Source organism: Occultella kanbiaonis (assembly GCF_009708215.1).
GTDB classification, from domain to species: Bacteria; Actinomycetota; Actinomycetes; order Actinomycetales; family Beutenbergiaceae; genus Occultella; species Occultella kanbiaonis.
Map to the genome: position 1 here is coordinate 2,468,461 of NZ_CP046175.1, position 19,522 is coordinate 2,487,982.

The 19,522-nt window shown below is 71.7% G+C and carries 17 protein-coding genes; 5 read left to right on the forward strand and 12 right to left on the reverse strand.

All coding sequences use genetic code 11. The annotated features are described in order from the left end of the window. The first annotated feature begins 53 nt into the window (after positions 1 to 53). On the forward strand, positions 54 to 878 hold the full coding sequence (locus GKS42_RS11395) for a serine/threonine-protein kinase (protein ID WP_154793924.1): 825 nt from the start codon (positions 54 to 56) through the stop codon (positions 876 to 878). A gap of 15 nt (positions 879 to 893) precedes the next feature. Here GKS42_RS11395 and GKS42_RS11400 read toward each other — a convergent pair whose 3' ends face one another. The 6 genes from GKS42_RS11400 to tkt form a co-directional block, all read right to left on the reverse strand. Then, complete coding sequence (locus GKS42_RS11400) at positions 894 to 3,338, reverse strand: serine/threonine-protein kinase (RefSeq protein WP_210769359.1); 2,445 nt, start codon at positions 3,336 to 3,338, stop codon at positions 894 to 896. A 67-nt stretch (positions 3,339 to 3,405) separates the two neighbouring features. Beyond that, positions 3,406 to 4,194: a 6-phosphogluconolactonase gene (gene pgl / locus GKS42_RS11405; RefSeq protein WP_232848019.1), complete on the reverse strand. Its 789-nt coding sequence runs from the start codon at positions 4,192 to 4,194 to the stop codon at positions 3,406 to 3,408. Next, positions 4,191 to 5,114, reverse strand: coding sequence for a glucose-6-phosphate dehydrogenase assembly protein OpcA (locus GKS42_RS11410; RefSeq protein WP_154793925.1), 924 nt, complete (start codon positions 5,112 to 5,114; stop codon positions 4,191 to 4,193). Before GKS42_RS11410 ends, pgl begins: the two co-directional genes overlap by 4 nt. Then, positions 5,111 to 6,652 (reverse strand): glucose-6-phosphate dehydrogenase, encoded by a 1,542-nt coding sequence (zwf, locus tag GKS42_RS11415; protein WP_154793926.1) that lies wholly within the window; start codon positions 6,650 to 6,652, stop codon positions 5,111 to 5,113. Before zwf ends, GKS42_RS11410 begins: the two co-directional genes overlap by 4 nt. A gap of 40 nt (positions 6,653 to 6,692) precedes the next feature. Further along, positions 6,693 to 7,826 (reverse strand): transaldolase, encoded by a 1,134-nt coding sequence (gene tal, locus GKS42_RS11420; RefSeq protein ID WP_154793927.1) that lies wholly within the window; start codon positions 7,824 to 7,826, stop codon positions 6,693 to 6,695. A gap of 65 nt (positions 7,827 to 7,891) precedes the next feature. Continuing rightward, entirely contained in the window at positions 7,892 to 10,000 is a 2,109-nt protein-coding gene (gene tkt / locus GKS42_RS11425) for a transketolase (RefSeq protein ID WP_154793928.1), read from the reverse strand. 251 nt (positions 10,001 to 10,251) lie between these two features. Here tkt and GKS42_RS11430 point away from each other — a divergent pair, with 251 nt between their 5' ends. Next, entirely contained in the window at positions 10,252 to 11,241 is a 990-nt protein-coding gene (locus GKS42_RS11430; protein ID WP_290368056.1) for a heme o synthase, read from the forward strand. 4 nt (positions 11,242 to 11,245) lie between these two features. Then, positions 11,246 to 12,190 carry a site-specific tyrosine recombinase XerD gene (locus GKS42_RS11435; protein ID WP_154793929.1) on the forward strand — a complete coding sequence of 315 codons (945 nt, stop codon included), beginning with the start codon at positions 11,246 to 11,248 and terminating at the stop codon, positions 12,188 to 12,190. Between the two features lie 28 nt (positions 12,191 to 12,218). Here GKS42_RS11435 and GKS42_RS11440 read toward each other — a convergent pair whose 3' ends face one another. After that, on the reverse strand, positions 12,219 to 12,356 hold the full coding sequence (locus GKS42_RS11440; protein WP_154793930.1) for a hypothetical protein: 138 nt from the start codon (positions 12,354 to 12,356) through the stop codon (positions 12,219 to 12,221). A 107-nt stretch (positions 12,357 to 12,463) separates the two neighbouring features. On the opposite strand from GKS42_RS11440, the gene GKS42_RS11445 reads away from it, so the two are divergent. Further along, on the forward strand, positions 12,464 to 12,640 hold the full coding sequence (locus GKS42_RS11445) for a hypothetical protein (protein ID WP_154793931.1): 177 nt from the start codon (positions 12,464 to 12,466) through the stop codon (positions 12,638 to 12,640). 20 nt (positions 12,641 to 12,660) lie between these two features. On the opposite strand, the gene GKS42_RS11450 is transcribed toward GKS42_RS11445, so the two are convergent. Genes GKS42_RS11450 through GKS42_RS11460 form a run of 3 tightly spaced genes read right to left on the reverse strand, consistent with a single transcriptional unit; the run spans position 12,661 to position 15,780 of the window. Next, the gene (locus GKS42_RS11450) at positions 12,661 to 13,641 is read right to left on the reverse strand and encodes a transglutaminase-like domain-containing protein (protein WP_154793932.1); all 981 of its coding nucleotides are present in this window, start codon (positions 13,639 to 13,641) and stop codon (positions 12,661 to 12,663) included. Continuing rightward, on the reverse strand, positions 13,638 to 14,468 hold the full coding sequence (locus tag GKS42_RS11455) for a MerR family transcriptional regulator (RefSeq protein WP_154793933.1): 831 nt from the start codon (positions 14,466 to 14,468) through the stop codon (positions 13,638 to 13,640). Before GKS42_RS11455 ends, GKS42_RS11450 begins: the two co-directional genes overlap by 4 nt. A 55-nt stretch (positions 14,469 to 14,523) precedes the next feature. Further along, positions 14,524 to 15,780 carry an alanine racemase gene (locus GKS42_RS11460; protein ID WP_168217812.1) on the reverse strand — a complete coding sequence of 419 codons (1,257 nt, stop codon included), beginning with the start codon at positions 15,778 to 15,780 and terminating at the stop codon, positions 14,524 to 14,526. 145 nt (positions 15,781 to 15,925) lie between these two features. On the opposite strand from GKS42_RS11460, the gene GKS42_RS11465 reads away from it, so the two are divergent. Then, the gene (locus GKS42_RS11465; RefSeq protein ID WP_154793935.1) at positions 15,926 to 16,975 is read left to right on the forward strand and encodes a lactonase family protein; all 1,050 of its coding nucleotides are present in this window, start codon (positions 15,926 to 15,928) and stop codon (positions 16,973 to 16,975) included. On the opposite strand, the gene GKS42_RS11470 is transcribed toward GKS42_RS11465, so the two are convergent. Together GKS42_RS11470 and GKS42_RS11475 are read right to left on the reverse strand one after the other, a co-directional pair. Then, positions 16,944 to 18,260, reverse strand: a complete 1,317-nt coding sequence (locus GKS42_RS11470) for an MFS transporter (protein ID WP_154793936.1) — start codon at positions 18,258 to 18,260, stop codon at positions 16,944 to 16,946. The two genes, GKS42_RS11465 and GKS42_RS11470, sit on opposite strands and share 32 nt — an antisense overlap. Before the next feature lie 55 nt (positions 18,261 to 18,315). Then, positions 18,316 to 19,509, reverse strand: a complete 1,194-nt coding sequence (locus GKS42_RS11475) for a GNAT family N-acetyltransferase (RefSeq protein ID WP_154793937.1) — start codon at positions 19,507 to 19,509, stop codon at positions 18,316 to 18,318. Positions 19,510 to 19,522 lie beyond the last annotated feature (13 nt).

Genomic DNA, 19,522 nt, shown 5'->3' on the forward strand with positions numbered 1-19,522 from the left:
CCACGAATGATATTGGGTCCGTGACCCACCGAGTCCACGTTTGGGGAAGTCACATGTCGTTGCGCGATCAGCGTGTCCGCGACCTGCCTGTTCTGGCCGACTTCGAGGTGGTGCGGCCGATCGGGGACGGCAATCACGGCCAGTTCTTCCTGGCTCGGCCACCGGCGCGGCTCGGGATCGCCGACGAGTACGTCGCGGTCAAGGTCTTCGCCGGTCAGGTCACAGAGGACGCCTACCGACGCGGCGCCAGGGAGCTGCGTGCGTTCGCCGCCGTCGACTCGCCGTACCTGGCGACCGTCTACGACGCGGTGCTGGACGACCGGTTCTTCTACGCCATGGAGTACTTCCCGCTGGGTTCGCTGGCCAACCCGGAACGGCCGTTGGAACGGGCGCAGGCGCTCACCGTGTTGGAGCATGCCGCCCTCGCGATCGACGCCCTGCACGAGGCCGGGCTGGCGCACGGCGACGTCAAGCCCGCGAACGTGATGATCACCCCGACCGGGGGCAAGGTGTCCGACCTCGGCCTGGCTCGGGTGTTCGCAGCCGGTGCCGCGCTGACGGGCATGGCACCGGAGACGTCCGTCGAGTTCGTCGATCCCGAGCTGCTGCTGGGGGAGCCACCCTCGCGCGCCACGGACATCTGGGGCCTTGGCGCCACCGCGCACCGCGTCCTGACGGGTGTCGGTCTGTACGGCGACCTGCCGGAGCACCAGCCGCTGCTGGCCATCCGCACGGTGTTGAAGGCCGACGGTCCGACGTTGTCCGAGCGACTGTCACCGGCCGAGGCCGACGTGGTCGGTCGCTGCCTCGCGCCGCTCGGGCAGCGCTACGAGACGGCGCAGGCCGTCGCGCAGGCGATCGCCGGCCTGCGCGCCTGATCGGCCGCCGGACCGTCAGAACGGGGCGCCGACCCACCAGTCCCGGCGGATGTCGAGCCGCTCGTGGTCGGGCCACCACACGGCCACCATGTACTGGGCGCGGTCGGGGTGGACGAACGTGGTGTAGATGAAGCCCGGGTCGGTCACGCCGTCCTGGCTGCCGTACTCGGTCCCGGCCGGGTCGTCCGGAGCGGAGTCGTAGAACCACTCCTGGCTGAACCAGCCCTCGTTGGCCACACCATCGGAGCCGAACGTGGCCAACGCGTCCGCCGAGGTGAAGTGCAGCAGGGTGAACACCAGGCCGTCCGACTGGGTGCAGGTGATCGCGGCGTCGACCGTGTCCGGCTGTGGCAGCTGCTCGGAACTGCCGAGCGCGCAGGTGGCGTCGTTGTGACCGGGCAGGTTCGGGCCGTCGGGCACCAGGCTCGGGAACGCCGTCCGCATGAACTCGGCATCACCCCAGCTGCCGGGGTCCAGCGACGCTTCGGCGACGGCGGGGGTGCTGTCGTCCGAGGTCTCACCGTCCGGCCCGATGGCACGCACCGTGTACTCCTGCCCGCTGGGGGCCGTGTCGACGAACTGACGCGCGGTGCCCTCGTAGACGAGCTCACCGTCCCGGTCCAGCTCGTAACCGGTGGCGTCCGGCACGGAGCTCCAGTTGACGACCGTCTCGCCGTCGCCGTTCACGGTGATCGTGAGTTCGGCCGGCGCCTCGATCCCGTCGGGATCGTCGTTCGCGCCGCCGAACCCGCCGTTGGCGGCGATCACGATGAGCACGATGATGGCGACCAGCGCCACCGCGAACCCCGTGATCATCGCCGGGTTCGGTCCGCGGCGGACGGGCGCCTTGTGACCCACGGCGTGGATGCCGCTGTGCTGGGCGTTCGGCATCGCTGGCGCGGAGAGGTAGCTCGGCATGCCGCCGGTGCTCCGGGTCGGCGCCGCGCCGGTCGGTATCGGCCCGGTCGGCATCGAGCCGGTCTGCATCGGACTGGCCGGGATCGGTCCGGTCGGCATCGGCACGGGTGGGACCTGGCCGGTCGCGTTCGGGCCGGTGTCGCGGCCGCCCTGGCCGATCGGGCCGATGGTGGCGTTCGGTGACCAGCTGCGGTTGCCCGGTGCGTTGTTCGCGCGCAGGTACGCGGCCGGTGCCGCCGAGGTGACGTGCCAGGGTGCGATGCGGGCCAGGCGCGGTGCGATCTGGTCCAGCACGAGTGGGTGTCTCGACCCCTGGTGCTCGTAGGCGACCGTCCAGGTGCGCTCGCCGGCGCCGACGGTGATCTCCTCGAGGTAGTCGCCGGTGATCTGGCGCTCGAGCGGCAGGCGCGGCGGCAGGTCGAAGAATCGGGCCTCGTGCAGGAGCGCCTCGAGTGCGGTGCGGTCCGCCATCGGCACGTTCCGGGTGTCGACCGGGCCGACCTCCTGGCTCTGGCGGCCGTCGGCGAAGTAGCGGCGGACCTTCAGCGTGAACGGAGGCCGTGGGCCGGTGTGTGCCCGGCTCGGCGTGGGCGTCGGGTGCGGGCTGCCGGGCTGCTCGCCGGGGGCGGCCGCCGGCGTCCGGGCGGGCTGCAGCACCGTGGCGGTCTCGGACTGTTCGGTCAGTGTCTTCAGCGCGGCGGCCGCTGCCCGGCTCAGCGCCCGGCAGCTCTGGTACCGGTCCTCGGGCTTCTTGGCCATCGCCTTCGCGACGACCGCATCGAAGCTCGTGCCCAGACCGGGCTGGGCCTCGGACGGCTTCGGCGGGTCCTGGGTGAGGTGGGCCGTCATCTTGGCGAACGGTGAGTCGGCGACGAACGGCACGCTACCGGTGAGGAGTTCGTACAGCACGCAGCCGAGCGCGTAGACGTCGACCTCGTGGCCGAGGGGGCGGGCCTCGATCTGCTCGGGAGCGGCGTACGCCAACGTGGCGAGCATGTTGCCGGTGCCGGTGAGGTTGTTGTCGCGATCGTCGATGGCCTTGGCGATCCCGAAGTCGGTCAGCAGGACCTGTTCCGGCTCCTCGGGATCGTCCGGGTCCAGACCGGGGGCGAGCAGGATGTTGGCGGGCTTGACGTCCCGGTGCAACAGCCCGGCCCGGTGGGCGAAGTCGAGTCCGTTGCCGACCTCGGTGACGATGTGCACGACCCGCGCCGGGTCGAGACCGCCGCCGGCGTCGGCGATCGCGTGCGAGGCGTCGGTGCCCTCGACGTACTGCATCGCGATCCAGAGCTGACCCTCGAACTCACCGCGGTCGTAGACGGCGACGATGTTCCGGTGGAAGAGCTGTGCGGCGAGGTCGGCCTCGCGCTCGAACCGGGTCCGGAAGCTCTCGTCCGACGACAGGGACGTGCTGAGCATCTTGAGTGCGTCGCGGCGGGGGAGCCGTGGGTGCTTGGCCAGATATACCGAACCCATGCCGCCACGCCCGAGCTCGCGCTCGATGGTGTAGCCAGCAAAGACCTGGCCCGGCTCGAAGTCCACCCTGTTCCATCCCCTTGATGTCGTGAGGCAAATGCCCGGCTCACCTTATCGGAGAGCAGGGCGATCGTCAGACGAGCCCGGGGTCGGCTCCGGCCGCTTCGGTGTCCAGCAGCCATAGCGTCACGTCTCGTCCGGCCACGACGGCGGAGGGCGTCTCCTGCGCGTCGGTGGCACCGCCGAGGGCGCGGCGCACCGCGCCCGACTTCTCCGCGCCCGCGACGACGAGCCATACCTGGCGGGCCGACTCGAGTGCCTCGAAGGTCAGCGAGATCCGGTCCGGCGGCGGTTTGGGCGAGTCGTGGACGGCGACGGCGGTCGTGCCGGTCGCGCGCAGCGCGGGGTGGCCAGGGAACAGCGAGGCGACGTGGGCGTCCGGGCCCATGCCCAGCAGGATCACGTCGAACACGAGAGGCCCGTCGGTGCCCCCGAACGCGGCCAGTTCCGCCGCGTAGGCGGTGGCGCCCTCCTCCGCCGTGGCGACGTCCTCGGTCGCCGCCATCGGGTGGACGTTCTGCGCCGGGATCGGTAGGTGGTCGATCAGGGCCGCTCGGGCCAGACCTTCGTTGCGCTCGGGGTCGGCGCGCGGCACGAACCGTTCGTCGCCCCACCACAGGTGTACCCCGGTCCAGTCGACGGCGTCGGCCAACGGCGTCTGCCGGGCCCGCTCGAGGAGCCGGATCCCGACCGTGCCGCCGGTGAGCGCGACGTGGACGGGGTGGCGCACGGACTGGGCGTCGAGGATGGCCAGGAGCAGCCGAGCGGCGGTGGCCTCGGCCAGGGCGTCGGCCGACGGGTGCACCACCACGGCGCGCGCTGGCCCGTGGTGGGCCGGGCCGTCGACGTCCACCGGACTCACTCCCCGGCCACCTTCGGCAGGCCCTTGAGCAGGCTGCGGGCGTAGGTCTCGTCCGGGTCGAGCCGGCGCAGATCCTCCATCAGACAGTCGGCGATCGGTCGCTTGGCCATGGCGATCTGCTGCGTCGGTGTGCCGTCCTGGGTGACGGTCACCACCGCGCTGCCCTCCGGGCGGCGCATCGTGATCGACCCGGTGCGCCGTTCCAGGTCGAGCCCGGTGATCGCGGACGCCTCCGGGTCGTGTTCGATGGTGACCGGGGCCTTCAGGTTCGCCGCGAGCCACGCCGCGAACAGGTGCGTCGACGGGCGGTCCCGGCTGCCGATGACCCGCACGGCCCGGACCGTCTCGTAGGGCGGCTCGTCCAGCGCCGCGGCGGCGAGGCCACGCCACAACGTGGTGCGGGCCCAGGACAGGTCGGTGTCGCCCGGGGCGTAGGTGTCGGCAAGCCCGCCGAGGTGCTCGATCGGCTTGCCACAGGTGCCCACGTCGCTGATCCGGCGCTGGGCCATCGCCCCGAGCGGGTCGGCCGCCATGTTCTCGGGCGGTTCGTGCGGCCACCACACCACGATGGGCGCATCGGGCAGCAGCAGTGGGACCACGAGCGTGTCCACCTGGTCGCGGGCGGCACCCAACGGGCGCAACACGATGACCTCGCTGGCCCCGGCGTCGCCGCCGATCCGGATCTCGGCGTCCAGCCCGGCGGCCCTGCGTCCGTCGCCCGGGTCGACCACGATCACCCGGCACGGGTGCTCCCGGCTGGCGTCGTTGGCGGCCGCCACGGCCGACTCGACGTCGTCGCCGGTCGCCACGATGACCAGCGTCAGCACCCGGCCGAGGGCCACGGCGCCACCCTCCTCACGCAGCGCCACGAGCCTGGCACCGATGGCGGAGCTGGTGGTGTCCTCGAGGGTGATGATCATGGTCGCCTCCACGTGCGTCCGTCGCGGGCCAGCATGGCGTCGGCCGAGGGTGGGCCCCAGGTGCCCGGACGGTACTGCTCCGGCTTCCCGTGCTTCGCCCAGTGGTCGATGATCGGGTCGAGGATCTGCCAGGAGAGCTCGACCTCCCGCTGGCGCGGGAACAACGGCGGGTCGCCAAGGAGCATGTCCAGGATGAGCCGTTCGTACGCCTCGGGGGAGGACTCGGTGAACGCGTGCCCGTAGCCGAAGTCCATGGTGACGTCGCGGACCTCCATGGCCGTGCCGGGCACCTTCGAGCCGAACCGGATCGTCACGCCCTCGTCCGGCTGCACGCGGATCACGATGGCGTTCTGGCCGAGCTCCTGGGTCTCGTTCAGGTCGAACGGCAGGTGTGGCGCCCGCTTGAAGACGATGGCGATCTCGGTGACGCGGCGGCCGAGGCGCTTGCCGGCGCGCAGGTAGAACGGCACCCCGGCCCAGCGTCGGGTGTCGACATCGAGGCGGATGGCCGCGTAGGTCTCGGTGATCGAGCCGGTGCTCATGCCCTGTTCCTGCAGGTAGCCGAGGACCTCCTCGCCGCCCTGCCAGCCCGCCTCGTACTGACCGCGGGCGGTGTGCCGTCCGATGTCCCGTGGGATGGTGACGGCGGAGAGCACCTTCTCCTTCTCGGCGCGCAGCTCGTCGGCCTCGAAGGAGACCGGCTCCTCCATGGCGGTCAGTGCGAGCAGTTGGAGCAGGTGGTTCTGGATGACGTCCCGAGCCGCGCCGATGCCGTCGTAGTACCCGGCCCGCGAACCGATGCCGATGTCCTCGGCCATCGTGATCTGGACGTGATCGACGTAGTTGGCGTTCCAGATCGGCTCGAACATCTGGTTCGCGAACCTCAGCGCCAGCAGGTTCTGGACCGTCTCCTTGCCGAGGTAGTGGTCGATGCGGAAGACCGACTCCGGTGGGAAGACCTGCTCCACCACGTCGTTCAGCTCCCGGGCGCTGGTGAGGTCGTGGCCGAAGGGCTTCTCCACGACGACCCGCCGCCAGGTGCCCTCGGCGGGCGTGGACAGGCCCACCTTCGCGAGCTGCTGGAGCACCAGCGGGAACTGCCCGGGCGGCACGGACAGGTAGAAGGCGTGGTTGCCCCGCGTGCCGCGCTCGTCATCGAGACGCTGCACGGTCTGTGCGAGCCGCTCGAAGGCGGAGTCGTCGGAGAACTCCCCGGAGACGAACCGGAAGCCCTTGGACAACTGCTCCCAGACACCCTCGTCGAACGGGGTGCGCGAGTGTTTCGAGATCGCGTCGTGCGCGATCTTGCGGAAGTCCTGGTCCTCCCAGTCCCGCCGGGCGAACCCGGTGAGGCCGAAGGCCGGGGGCAGGAGCCCCCGGTTCGCCAGGTCGTAGACCGCCGGCAGCAGCTTCTTCTGCGCCAGGTCGCCGGTGACGCCGAAGATCACCAGGCCGCTGGGCCCGGCGATCTTCGGCAGTCGCCGATCGGATGGGTCACGGAGCGGGTTGTGCCCGTTCGTCACCTTCGCCGGTGCCATCCGGTGGTACCACCCTTCGTTGCTGTCTCGCCTGGTCAGGTCAGGAGCCGGCGGCCGCGAGGCCGTCGGTGACGTCCCCCAGCAGCTCCGCCCAGCTCTTCTCGAACGAGTCGACGCCGGAGTCCTCCAGACCCTCCAGGATCTTGCCGTACGGGACACCGAGACGCTCGATGGTGTCCAGTATCTGGCGGGATTCCTCGAACGTGCCGTGCACGGTGTCGGTGCCGTCGGCCGGTGAGTGGTCGGCGACCGCCTCGAGGGTCTTGGCGGGCATCGTGTTCACGACGTCGGCCACGACGAGCTCGTCGACGTACATCGTGTCCGGGTACGCGGGGTCCTTGGTGCCGGTGGAGGCCCACAGCGGGCGCTGGGTGTGCGCACCCGCGGCCGCCAGCGCCTCGTACCTGGGGGTGGAGAACACCTCCTCGTACACCTCGTAGGCCAGTCGGGCGTTCGCGATCGCGGCCTTGCCCCGGAGCGCGAGCGCCTCCTCGGTGCCGATCTCGGCGAGCGCCTTGTCGACCTGCGTGTCGATGCGGGACAGGAACAGCGAGGAGACCGAGCGGATGGCGGACAGGTCCTTGCCCGCCTGGTGCGCCAGCTCCAGCCCGTCGATGTAGGCCTGCGCCACGGCACGGAACCGGTCCAGGCTGAACACCAGGGTGACGTTGACGCTGATGCCGGCCGCGATCGCAGCGGTGATGGCCGGCAGACCCTCCACCGTCGCGGGGATCTTGACGAACAGGTTCGGCCGGTCGACGGTGTCCCACAGCGTGTGCGCGGAGGCGATGGTGGCCTCCGTCTGGCGGGCCAGGCGCGGGTCGACCTCGATCGAGACGCGCCCGTCCTGGCCGCCGGTGGCGGCGTGGATGCCGGCGAAGAGGTCACACGCGTTGCGCACGTCGTCGGTGGTCAGGGTCAGGACCGCGTCATCGAGGGACGTGCCGGCGGCGGCGAGCTCGCGCAGCTGCTCGTCGTAGGCGTTCCCCTCGGCGATGGCCTTGGCGAAGATCGTCGGGTTCGTGGTGACGCCCACCACGGACCGGGTGTCGATGAGGTTCTGCAGCGCGCCGGAGGTCAGGGCCTCGCGGGACAGGTCGTCGAGCCAGACGGACACCCCGGCCTCGCTGATGGCGGTCAGGGCGTTGGCGGTGGTCGCGGACGGTTGGGTCATCGTGGTCTCCCTCGTTGCGGTCGATGGTGCCGACGGCGGCACGCGGCCGCCGTCGGCATCCAGGCTCAGGCCGTGGCTGCGGCGATCGATTCCTCGGCCGCGGCGACGGTCGCCTCCGCGGTGATGCCGAACTCGGCGAACAGGACCTTGTAGTCGGCGGAGGCGCCGTAGTGCTCGAGGGACACGGCGCGTCCGGCGTCGCCCAGGTACTTGTACCAGGACAGCGCGATGCCGGCCTCGACGCTGACCCGGGCCCGCACCGCGCGGGGCAGCACGGACTCCCGGTAGTCGGCGTCCTGCTCCTCGAACCACTCGAGGCTCGGCGCGGACACCACCCGGGTGCCCACCCCCTTCGCCTCGAGCTGCTCCCGGGCGGTCACGGCGATCTGCACCTCGGAGCCGGTCGCGATCAGGATGACCTCCGGCGTGTCCGTGGAGGACTCCAGCAGTACGTACGCACCCTTCGCGACGCCGTCGGCCTCGGCGAAGCCGTCGGTGCCACGCGGGAAGGTGGGCACGTTCTGCCGGGTCAGGACGATCCCGGCCGGGCCGTCGCGGCGCTCCAGGATGGCCTTCCAGGCCTGCGCGGTCTCGTTGGCGTCGGCGGGGCGGACCAGGGCAAGGCCCGGGATCGCGCGCACCGCGGCGAGGTGCTCCACCGGCTGGTGCGTGGGACCGTCCTCACCGAGGCCGATCGAGTCGTGCGTCCACACGTAGATCGACGGCGCCTTCATCAGGGCGGCGAGGCGGACCGCGCCGCGCATGTAGTCGCTGAAGGTGAAGAACGTGCCGCCGTAGGCACGGGTCAGGCCGTCGACGGCGATGCCGTTGACGATCGCGCCCATCGCGTGCTCGCGGATCCCGAAGTGCAGCGTGCGCCCGTACGGCGTGCCGGAGAACTCCTCGGTCGAGCGTTCGACCGGAATGAAGGACGGCTCGCCCTTCATCGTGGTGTTGTTGGAACCGGCCAGGTCGGCGCTGCCGCCCCACAGCTCTGGCAGCACGGGGGCGAGGGCGCTGAGGACGCTTCCGGACGCGGCGCGGGTGGCCACGTCCTTGCCGGCCTCGAACGTGGGCAGGGCCTGCGCCCAGCCGTCCGGTAGCTCGCGCGCCTGGAGTCGGGCCAGCAGGGCGGCCCGCTCGGGGTTCGCGGCCGACCAGGTGGCCAGTGCCGCATCCCACTCGGCGTGCGCCTTGGCGCCGCGCTCGACGACCTCACGGGTGTGCGCGAGCACCTCCGCGTCCACGTCGAAGGACTTCTCCGGGTCGAACCCGACGATCTCCTTGAGCGCCTTGACCTCGTCGCCGCCCAGCTTGGAGCCGTGTGCGGAGTGCGAGCCCTGCTTGCCGGGGGAGGGCCACGCGATGATGGTACGCAGCGCGATGAACGTCGGCCTGTCGGTGACCGTGCGCGCCTGCGCGAGCGCGGCGTTCAGGGCATCGACGTCCTCGCGGTAGCTGCCGTCGGCCTGGGTCCAGTCGACCCGGATCGTGTTCCACCCGTAGGCGTCGTAGCGGGCCACGACGTCCTCGGTGAACGCGATGTCGGTGTCGCCCTCGATCGAGATGTGGTTGTCGTCCCAGACGACCACGAGGTTGCCGAGGTTCTGGGTGCCGGCCAGCGAGGAGGCCTCGCCGCTGACGCCCTCCTGCAGGTCGCCGTCGGAGGCGATGACATACACGCGGTGGTCGAAGGGCGACTCACCGGGAGCGGCGTCCGGGTCCAGCAGGCCGCGGACGCGGCGCTGTGCCATGGCGATCCCGACGGCGGTCGCGACACCCTGGCCGAGCGGGCCGGTGGTGGTCTCGACGCCCTTGGTGTGACCCCACTCGGGGTGCCCGGGGGTCAGCGATCCCCAGGTACGCAGCGACTCGAGGTCCTCGAGCTCGAGGCCGTATCCGGACAGGTAGAGCTGGATGTACTGGGTGATCGAGGAGTGTCCGGCGGACAGCACGAACCGGTCCCGGCCCAGCCAGTCCGGGTCGCTCGGGTCGATCGTCATCTCGTTCTGGTACAGCAGGTACGCCAGCGGGGCGAGGCTGATCGCGGTGCCGGGGTGACCGTTGCCGACCTTCTCGACGGCGTCAGCGGCGAGGACTCGGACGGTGTCGACGGCCTTGTGGTCGAGTTCGTTCCAACCGACGGTGTCCGACTTCGGGGCTTGCGCGTTCACTGAGCCTTCTCTTCCTGCGTCCGCGTGCGTGCGGGCGCGAATGGGATCTGTTGCGGGTTCGGGAGGCGGTCCGCGCACAGCGGTCCGACGCTGGTCCCGACCCTACTCATATTCGGCCGGAGGGCACGTGGTTGCCCGCATTTGCCTCACCGCGCCCTACACTGGCGAAGGCGGGTCGTGCCCGCCCGATGGCGCCGTCGTTCGGCGCATGATGATCCGGAGATGTTGACCCAGTGGCTGACCACCGCCCCGTGACCGTGCCAGATCGGCCTGACCGGACCGTGCCGAACGACCGGTCCGACGGCGCCTCCTCCTCGTTCCATGGTGGGCCGGCCCTCGCCGGATCCGCGCGGTCGGGATGGCGAGCGAAGGTCGGGGCCTACATCGCGCTCACCAAGCCACGGATCATCGAGCTGCTCCTGATCACCACCGTGCCGACCATGATCCTGGCCCAGGGCGGGTTCCCGTCCTGGTGGCTGATCATCGCGACCCTCGTCGGCGGCACCGCGGCGGCCGGCTCCGCGAACACGCTGAACATGTACTACGACCGCGACATCGACGCGCTGATGAACCGCACGAAGAAGCGGCCGCTGGTCACCGGCGCGGTGAGCCCGACGGGCGCGCTGATCTTCGGGATCGCCCTCGGGGTGTTCTCGGTCCTGTGGCTCGGCCTCGCCGTGAACTGGGTGGCCGCCGGCCTCGCGTTCGCCGCGAACCTCATGTACTCGGTCGGATACACGATCCTGCTGAAGCGACACACCTCCCAGAACATCGTCTGGGGTGGGGCCGCGGGTTGCATGCCGGTCCTGATCGGCTGGGCCGCGGTCACCGGTTCCCTGGACTGGGCGCCGTTCCTGCTGTTCGGGATCATCTTCTTCTGGACGCCGCCGCACTACTGGCCGCTGTCGATGAAGTTCAAGAAGGACTACGCCGCGGCCGGGGTGCCGATGCTGCCCGTGGTCAGCGCGGACACCCGGGTGGCCCGTCAGATGATCGGCTACACGGTCGCGATGATCGCCTGCTCCCTCGCGCTGATCCCGGTCGCCCAGATGGGCCTGCTCTACACGGTGGCCGCGGTCGCCGCCGGAGGCTGGTTCCTGATCCTGTGCATCAACCTGTACCGCCGGGCGGTTGCCGGCACCACTCGCAAGCTGGGCGCCATGAAGGTGTTCCACGGCTCGATCACGTACCTGACCCTCGTGTTCGTGGCGCTCTCGATCGACCCGTTCCTGCCGTTCTGACCCGATGCCGGCCGACGAGTCTGCTCCCTACGGCGGGCAACTGCGCGAGTACCTCGCGCACCTCGGCATCGAACGCGGCCTCTCCGTGCACACCCTCGCCGCCTACCGGCGGGACCTGCTGAGGTACGCGGCGTTCCTGGGCTCGCTCGGGCGGACCTCGTTCGCCGAGGTCACCGAGGCGGACGTCGGCGCGTACGTCGAGGCGCTGCGCGCCGGGTCCGACGGCGGCAGCTCGCTCTCGGCGTCATCGACGTCCCGGGCGGTGGTGGCGGTGCGCGGCTGGCACCGCTTCGAGGCCCTCGAGGGACGTACCGACCATGACCCGGCAGCGGCCGTCCGCCCGCCGAGCGGCGCGAAGCGCCTGCCGAAGGCGATCTCCACCGACGAGGTGGACCGGCTCCTGACCGGGGCCTCGGCCGCGGAGGGCGTGCTCGGTCTGCGGGACCGGGCCCTGGTGGAGGTGCTCTACGGCACCGGCGCCCGGATCAGCGAGGCCGTCGGACTGGCCATCGACGATCTGGACCTGGACCACGCGGCACCGTCGGTGCGGCTGTTCGGCAAGGGTCGCAAGGAGCGGATCGTCCCGATGGGACGGTTCGCCGTCGAGGCGCTGGAGGCCTACCTGGTGCGGGCCAGGCCGGTGCTCGCCCAGTCCGGGCGGGGCACGCCGACGGCGTTCCTGAACCAGCGGGGCAACCCGCTCAGCAGGCAGAGCGCGTGGGCGGTGCTGCAGACCGCGGCCGAGCGCGGGGGAGTCACCGCGCACATCTCCCCGCACACCCTGCGCCACTCCTACGCCACCCACCTGCTCGCCGGCGGGGCCGACGTCCGGGTGGTGCAGGAGCTGCTCGGGCATGCCTCGGTGACGACCACGCAGATCTACACCCTGGTCACCCCGGACACGCTGCGCGAGGTGTACGCCGCAGCGCACCCGCGCGCTCGGGGCTGATACCCCGGCCCTCGCCGGCGCAGGTTCGTCAGCCGACGGATCGGGTCCGCACCGCGGGGGCGCCCTCGTAGCGCTCACGGGCATCGATCAGGTCCTCGAAGTGAGCGGCGGTCCAGTCGCAGACGGCGGCCAGGGGTACCAGGATGCTGCGGCCCAGGCCCGTCAACGGGTACGTGACGCGCGTCGGGCCGGGCTCGTGTCCCTGGACCGCGCCGCGGCAGCGGCCGCGCTCGCGACCTGCCGGACCCGCCGCCGGACCACCTGCTCGAGGCGATGTGGTGCCTGACCGCCCACGCCGCGATCGCCGTCGGGGACCGGCCCGCGATGCGGCGTGCCCAGGCGGCCCTCGGCCCTGCATGCCACGAGCAGGCCGGAGCCGGAACGGGCCTGTTCACCCTCGGCCCGGTGTCGGCGTTCCTGGACGGCCTGGAGCACGCGCTCGGGCGTTGACGACCGCGCTGCGGGTCCGGTCAGCGCAGTGCCGTGACCCGGAGCGGGGCATCGGGGTGGAACGGGTCGGCCGTGTGGATCTCGGTCCCCGGGTGCAGCAGGGTCTCGGTGCGGTACAGCTCCTCCAGCTCGACGGCCGCCGGTCCACCGTGTACGCCGTTCGCCTCTTCTTCGTCGGCCGCCACGAGCAGCGAGGCCACCCGGTCGATCCGGTCGAGGAAGGGCGCGAGACCATCGACATCGCCGGGCGGCGGACCCTCGCTGAGGAGCCCCCAGATGTCCCACAGGAGCAGCTCGTCGCGGTGCCGGTGGGCCGCCTCGAAGACCACGTACTCGGCCACGAACACCGGGCCACGGAGCGGGAGCGTCGGGTCCACGCCGTAGGTGTCCGCGTCGATCGTGCCGGCGCGGTGGGCGAGCCACACCTGGGCGGCCGTCTCGAACGGGGTACCCAGGCCGGTCGGGATGTCGGTGACGTCGAAGGTGGGGCGGAACCCGGGCGCGTAACCGACGTCCAACTCGGGGTCGAAGCGGACCCAGCGTCCGCCGTCGAACACCTCGACGACCACGTGATCGTGGTGGAACCCGGCCCGGAAGTAGTCGGCGAACCCGATCCGGGTCCGGGCCGGCACGCCGTGCTCGCGCAGCACCCCGACGCTGAACAGGGAGTGGTCCCGGCAGCAGCCCTGGAGCCGCTCGGGCAGGGCCCGGGGTGCGCTCAGCGGCAGGCCGTGCCGGGCCTGGTCGGTGGCGAGCTGGTCGGCGAGCCAGCGCAGGTCGATGTCACCGCGGGTGGACTCGGGCAGCTGGGCCTGTTCACCCCGGTAGTGCGCGATCAGGTTCCGCGCGGCCGCGGAGACGTCGGCGATGGTCGGGTTCACGGCCCGCAGCAGGTCGGCGTGGGGCCCGGGGTCGCTGTACCGGGAGTGCCGGGCGTAGCGGGCGACGGCGTCCGGCGGCGGTGCGGGCAGCCTTGCCTCGGTCTGTGGTGCAGTGCTCATCGGTGATCCTCTCGGTAGGGCAGGGCGATCTGGGCGGCGGGCGCGGACGGTGCGTCGGGCCAGGGCGTCGGGTAGACCTCGCGCGGAGGCCCGGTCACCGTCCCGTGCGCACGGGCCCAGCGCCCGACGGCGTCGTAGGCATGCAGGATCTGGGGGTAGGCGCACTGGGCCCGGGTGATCGTGGTGGCAGCCTCCGTACGCGCCGGCTCGAGGCGGATCACGATCGGACCGGACGGGCCGGCGGTGCCCTCGTACGGCACGCACACCTCGATGGGGCCGTCGCTGTCCGGGGAGACCACGCCGTGGAAGATGGCCCACCATTCGTCGCCGAAGGTGGCCTCCTGGGTGCCCAGGTGGTCACGGATGCGCCGCACCGAGTCGTTGAGCGTCCCCATGAGTTCGGTCTGCAGCACGTGGGTGGTGATCGAGGCCAGCAGGCGTTCGGGGACGGTCCGGGCGGCGACGTCGAACGCGGGGGAGGTGGCGCCGTCGCGCCACTGCTCGACGAGGTACTCCACGGTGCCACGCCGGGTGGCGAGCGCGTGCTCCTGCTCGGTCCACCACGCGATCAGGTCATCGGTGGCGGCCGCCGGGTTCTGCGCTGCCAGGATCGCCCGGACCCTGGCCAGCGGCATGTCGAGGCGGCGCAGCAGGGAGATCCGCCGGGCCGTCGGCTCCTGGGCGGGGGAGTAGTAGCGGTAGCCCGTGTAGGGGTCCACCGAGGCGGGCACCAACAGGCCGGACTCGTCGTACCCTCGCAGCGCCTTCAGGGACAGGCCGGTCCGGCGCGCGAACTCGCCGATGGTGAAGTGGTCCGTCTCGGTCATGACCCCAGTGTTGGCCCTGCCCCTGGGGGAGGGTCAACACGATTGGGGACGCGGCTCAGAAGTAGGTGCGCACGAGCCCCACGGCCACGGAGTCGGGTGTCAACCGGCCGGTGATCTCGACGATGTCGCGCCACTTGTCGAAGGTCGTGCACGGGTGGGAGACACCGAGGACGACGAGGTCGCCGACCGCCGGCTGTGTCGCGAAGGTGCCCGCCGGGACGAACGCATGCTGATCGTTCATCGCCGCCACCTCCGCGGGATCGGCGACGACGTCGCGCACCCGGCCGTCGCGCCACAGCTCGACCGGGACGGGCAGCCCGTTGTCGTGCCCGGCGTCACGCCGCCCCACATCGAGCAGGGCGACGCCGCCATCGTGCACCGCGAGAACCGTCGCCACCAACCTCAGCGCGGGCCGGAACCGCGGTGCGCTCGGCGGCGCCGCGTCCTGCGCGTGGCGGTAGTGCCAGTCGTCGTGGGCGACGCTGACGCCGGAACGGATCAACACCGCGCCGTCCGCGGCAGACAGCTCCGCCAACCCGTCGGCGACCTCGGCGAGGTGGTCGCTCCCGCCGATGGTCAGGTACGCCTGCGCCCCGACGAGCGGCAGCACGACCTCCCGATGCACCTGGAGGACGTGCGTCGTGAACGCCGCGAGGTCGCTGCGGCTCGGATCGCCGCCGATGGCCCCTTCGTACGCGGCCGAGCCGGCGAGCCGCACACCCGGGGTTGCTCGTACCCGGGCGGCAACGGCGTGTGCCTCCTGGACGTCACGTACTCCGGTCCGCCCGCCCGGGCGTCCGATGTCGAGCAGGACCGGCAGCTCGGGTCCGGTCCGGGAGGCCAGGGCCTCGACGGCGGCCTCGCTGTCCACCCACGACAGGATCTCGCGGTGCGGGTCGCGACGTAATGCGGCCCTGGCTCGCTCGCCTCCGGCGGCAGATGCGAGCGGGTTCGCGAGCAGGATCCGCCGCACGCCGAACGTGAGCGCAACCCGCAGCTGCGCCTGGGTCGCCACCGTGATGCCCCAGGCGCCGGCCTGGAGCTGTCGCGACCACAGCTGTGGCGCCATCGTCGTCTTGCCGTGCGGCGCCAACAGGTAGCCACGGTCGTCGCACCAGCGCTGCAGTGCTGCGACGTTCTCCGAGACGGCGGTGGAGTCGATCGTCAGGTACGGCGTCGTGAGTGCTGCGAGCGGTGGCGTGGTCGAGGCCAGGTCGACGCGGGCGACGTCGTCGAAGCCCGGTCCGCTGATCTTGCTCAGCGGGTCCGGCGGCAGGGTGCCGAGCTCGGCCAGGTCGAGTGACTGCGCCATCATCGGTCCGCGACCGCACGACTGCGATCTCGACCCGGGCGCCCGGAACTGGAGGTGGCTGACTTCATGTCGTCTTCCTTCGTCTCGTGCCATCGACCGAGGTGCCGCAACGGAGCCGGCTCACCTGCGGCTACCGTAGTCGGCCATGGCCAACGGACAAGGACAGGGCGCACCCCACAGCGGTGCGCGATACGCCGGCCAGTTCCTGATCGCCGCACGGACACCGACCGGCGGACTGTGGCGCTGGGACGGCGGCACCGGCCCGGCGGAGCAGGTCGCGGACGCACCGGACACGGCGTTCGTGCTCCCGCTCCCGGACGGTCGGATCGCCACCCTCGGCGGCGAGGAGGACGGGCACCTGCGCATCCTCGAGCGCAGCGGAGCCCGGTACACCGTCGCGACGGAGCTCGCGACGCAGGGCGGCGAGCCCTGCCACGCGGCGCTGCTGCCCGACGGTGAGCACCTGGTGGTCGTCAACTACCACCTCGAGGGTTCGGTGCTCGTGGTCGCGTTGATCGGCAGCCCTCGCATCGTGCAGCGGATCGTGTTCGACGAGCCCGGCGCCGGGGTGGTGCCGGACCGTCAGGACGCACCGCACCCGCATTTCGCGCTCGTCACCGGCGAGCGGGTCGTGGTCTCCGACCTCGGCTGCGACACGCTCCGACTGCTCCGTTGGGACGCCGGCGTGCTCGTCCAGGTCGGCACGTGTGCGACCCCGCCCGGGTCCGGGCCGCGACACCTCGCGATCCACGACGCGAACCTGGTGGTCAGCGCCGAACTGTCGAACGAGGTGCTTTCGGCACCGCTCGACGACGTGTTGGCCGGTGCGGCGCGGTGGCGGGTGCAGCCGGCCAGTCGGAAGGGCTTCGCCTCGGCGCGCGACGGCGGTGGACCACTGACGCATCCAGGCGAGATCGTCGTTGCCCACACGGGCCGGGTGTTCGTCGCCAATCGTGGCGCCGGCACGCTCGGGCTGCTCGACGTCGAGGGTGAGGAATTGACCTTCGAGTCGGAGGTCGACGCCGGTGGTGCCTGGCCGCAGCACGTCGCGCTGTGGCGAGACGAGCCGTACGTCGCCCTGCGCGACGACGATCTGGTCATCGGGCCGGGTGGACGTGCATCCGTGCCTTCGCCGGTATGGGTGACAGTCCTGCCCGAGCGGCTCAGTGCTGCGCGTCGGGCAGTGCCCGCATGAACCAGAACGGCCCGATCACGACGCACAACGCAGAAAGCAGCTGCCCCGACGCGCCGATCCACATCGTCGGCACGACGCCCAGCCAGGTGCCGAGCGCTCCGGCGAGCACCGCCGCGATCGGCATCACGCCCCACACGCAGAAGCGCACGGAGGCGTTCATGCGGCCGAGCAGGCGGGGCGGCGTGATGCGCTGGCGGAAGGTGACCTGCGTGATGTTGTAGAGCAGCACGGTGAAACTGCCGATGAAGCCCTGCACGACCAGCAGCGGGAAGGCGACGGCCGGGAAGGTCGCGGCGAGCGGCAGCATGCAGGCGACGGCGCTGAACGCGATCGCGCTCACGGGGATCGCCCGCGCTTCGCCGATCCACCGGACGATATGCGGCGTGGCAACGGCGCCGGCGAGACCGCCGACCGAGCCGAGCGAGAAGATCACGCCCATCGCGGCGGGCGTGAGCCCCAGTTCGCGCAGCAGGAAGATCGGCAGCATCGTGAACGAGATCGTGTTGAAGAAGTTCGAGATGCCGGTGGTGCCGACGATGCGCCGCAGCAGCCCGTTGCCGAACACCCAGCGCAGCCCCTCCCCGATCTCGCGCAGGATCGGGCCGCGGTCCTCCGCGTCGCGTGACACCTCGTGATCGCGCGTGAGCAGCAGCGCGACGAACGACGCGATGTAGGTGCCGACCGTCGCCAGGATCGCGAAGGGCGCCGTGATCAGGCCGATGAGCCAGCCGCCCAGCGCCGGCCCGCTGATGTTGGCGAGCTCGCGGGTGGACTCGAGCTTCCCGTTGGCCTCGGCGATCTGGTTCGCTCGCACGAGCGAAGGGATGATGCTCTGGTAGGAGACGTCGAAGAAGACGGTGGCGATACCGACCACGAGCGCGACGGCGTAGAGGTGCCACATCGCGAGCAGGTCTGCCCACCACAGCAGCGGCAGGGCGAGCAGCGCGGCCGCACGCACCGCGTCCGCCCAGATCATCACGCGGCGCTTTCGCATGCGGTCGATCCAGGCGCCGGCGGGAAGCCCGACGACGAGGAAGGCGGCGACGCCGGCGGCGTTCAGCAGCCCGATCTCGAACTCGGTCGCGTGCAGCAGCAGGACCGCGAGCACCGGGAGCGCGAGCTCGGTGACCTGCGAGCCGACCTGCGCGAGAGCCTGCCCCGACCACATGGTGAGGAAGTTCCCGTCGCGCCAGAGCGAGCGCTGCGGTGCATCGGGCACCACTGTCGGCTCGAGCGGCTCAACGGGTTCGCTCGCAGTGCCGCTCGCTCGGTCCGGCTCGGACATGCCGATCAGGATCCGGGAGTGATTGGGACTTGTCAATCAGCCTGGTCGGGACGGGTCAGAAGTGGTCCCGGATGTGTACCTGACCGGGGCCGAACACGTGGTCGATCACCTGGTCGGCCTCGGTGGGCCCGCTGAGGTGCCCGACCAGGCGCAGGTTCGCGCAGGACTGCACGCCGGCCCACGCCAGGGCAAGCCCCTGCGGTGTGAACGTCGCGACCTGCTCGCGCGAGCCCGGACCGGCCGCCACCCGCGTGCAGTCGACCGCTCCGCCGTCGACCCGCAGGTCGTAGACGCCGTTCATCGAGGCGAGCCGGTCCCCGGCGACGGCGAACCGCGCCCGCGCCGAGCCGTGCGAGCGGCGGGCCGTGAACGCCCCGGCGACGTCGTCGACACGGAGCATGTACCCCTCGGTGTCCACCTGCCGCCACGCGGCGGACGGCAGCACCAGGCGGGCGGGGTCCGCGCCGGAGGTCTCCAGCTTGATCGTCTCGATGATGGAGGAGAACGAGCCGAGCACCCGCCACAGCTCCCGGTAGGCGTCCGGGGTCAGCGCGAGCAGGTCCTCGACCTCGAGCGGGTCGCCCTCGCTCGGTCCGCGCGTCCAGCTGACGTAGCCGACGACGGCGCCGCTCGCGTCCTGCGCGAGGCTCACCCCGGTGAATGCGTCGACGACCTCGGTGTCGGTGGCCGGGAAGGACACTCCGCGGCGGCTCAGCGGGCCACGCTGGAGCGGGGCCCACGCGTCGTAGACGGCACGCGCGGCAGGGATGTCCGCGGCGCCGGCGCGACGCGTGGTGACGCCGGAGCCGGGCCGGACGGCAGCGGCAGCCGCGGTCGGGACCTCGACGGTGTCCGCGGCCCCGATCTGCTCGTAGCCGAACCGGCGGTAGATCCCCGGTGCCGTGGGGAAGAGCGTCGAGATGACCTCGCCGCGCTCGCGGGCCCCGCCCAGCACCCGCTCGAACAGGGCCTCGAGCAGTCCCCGGCCGCGGTACTCGGCCGCCACGGTGACGCCGGCGATGCCGCAGGTGGGGATCGAGGCGCCGTCCCACCAGGAGGAGTACTCGCGGCCGATGACCCGGGCGGCGAGCCGGTCGTCGTCGAACGTGCCCCACAGGTGCATCCCGGCCGGGTAGGAGACCGGTTGTGGGGCGGTCAGGCCGCCGGCGGGCATGCCGAAGGCCTCCGCGCCGAGGCGGCGGCTGGCCGCGATGTCGTCCGGGCCGAGCTCCCGCGTGGTGAAGGTCATCGGGCCAGCGTAG

Excerpts from the sequence above, each read along its gene's own strand:
- GKS42_RS11395 (WP_154793924.1), top strand. The coding sequence starts at position 54 with ATGTCGTTGCGCGATCAGCGTGTCCGCGACCTGCCTGTTCTGGCCGAC.
- GKS42_RS11450 (WP_154793932.1), bottom strand. The coding sequence starts at position 13,641 with ATGAGCACTGCACCACAGACCGAGGCAAGGCTGCCCGCACCGCCGCCG.
- GKS42_RS11455 (WP_154793933.1), bottom strand. The coding sequence starts at position 14,468 with ATGACCGAGACGGACCACTTCACCATCGGCGAGTTCGCGCGCCGGACC.
- GKS42_RS11435 (WP_154793929.1), top strand. The coding sequence starts at position 11,246 with ATGCCGGCCGACGAGTCTGCTCCCTACGGCGGGCAACTGCGCGAGTAC.
- GKS42_RS11410 (WP_154793925.1), bottom strand. The coding sequence starts at position 5,114 with ATGATCATCACCCTCGAGGACACCACCAGCTCCGCCATCGGTGCCAGG.
- GKS42_RS11445 (WP_154793931.1), top strand. The coding sequence starts at position 12,464 with ATGTGGTGCCTGACCGCCCACGCCGCGATCGCCGTCGGGGACCGGCCC.
- GKS42_RS11470 (WP_154793936.1), bottom strand. The coding sequence starts at position 18,260 with ATGTCCGAGCCGGACCGAGCGAGCGGCACTGCGAGCGAACCCGTTGAG.
- zwf (WP_154793926.1), bottom strand. The coding sequence starts at position 6,652 with ATGGCACCGGCGAAGGTGACGAACGGGCACAACCCGCTCCGTGACCCA.
- GKS42_RS11475 (WP_154793937.1), bottom strand. The coding sequence starts at position 19,509 with ATGACCTTCACCACGCGGGAGCTCGGCCCGGACGACATCGCGGCCAGC.
- GKS42_RS11460 (WP_168217812.1), bottom strand. The coding sequence starts at position 15,780 with ATGGCGCAGTCACTCGACCTGGCCGAGCTCGGCACCCTGCCGCCGGAC.
- GKS42_RS11465 (WP_154793935.1), top strand. The coding sequence starts at position 15,926 with ATGGCCAACGGACAAGGACAGGGCGCACCCCACAGCGGTGCGCGATAC.
- tal (WP_154793927.1), bottom strand. The coding sequence starts at position 7,826 with ATGACCCAACCGTCCGCGACCACCGCCAACGCCCTGACCGCCATCAGC.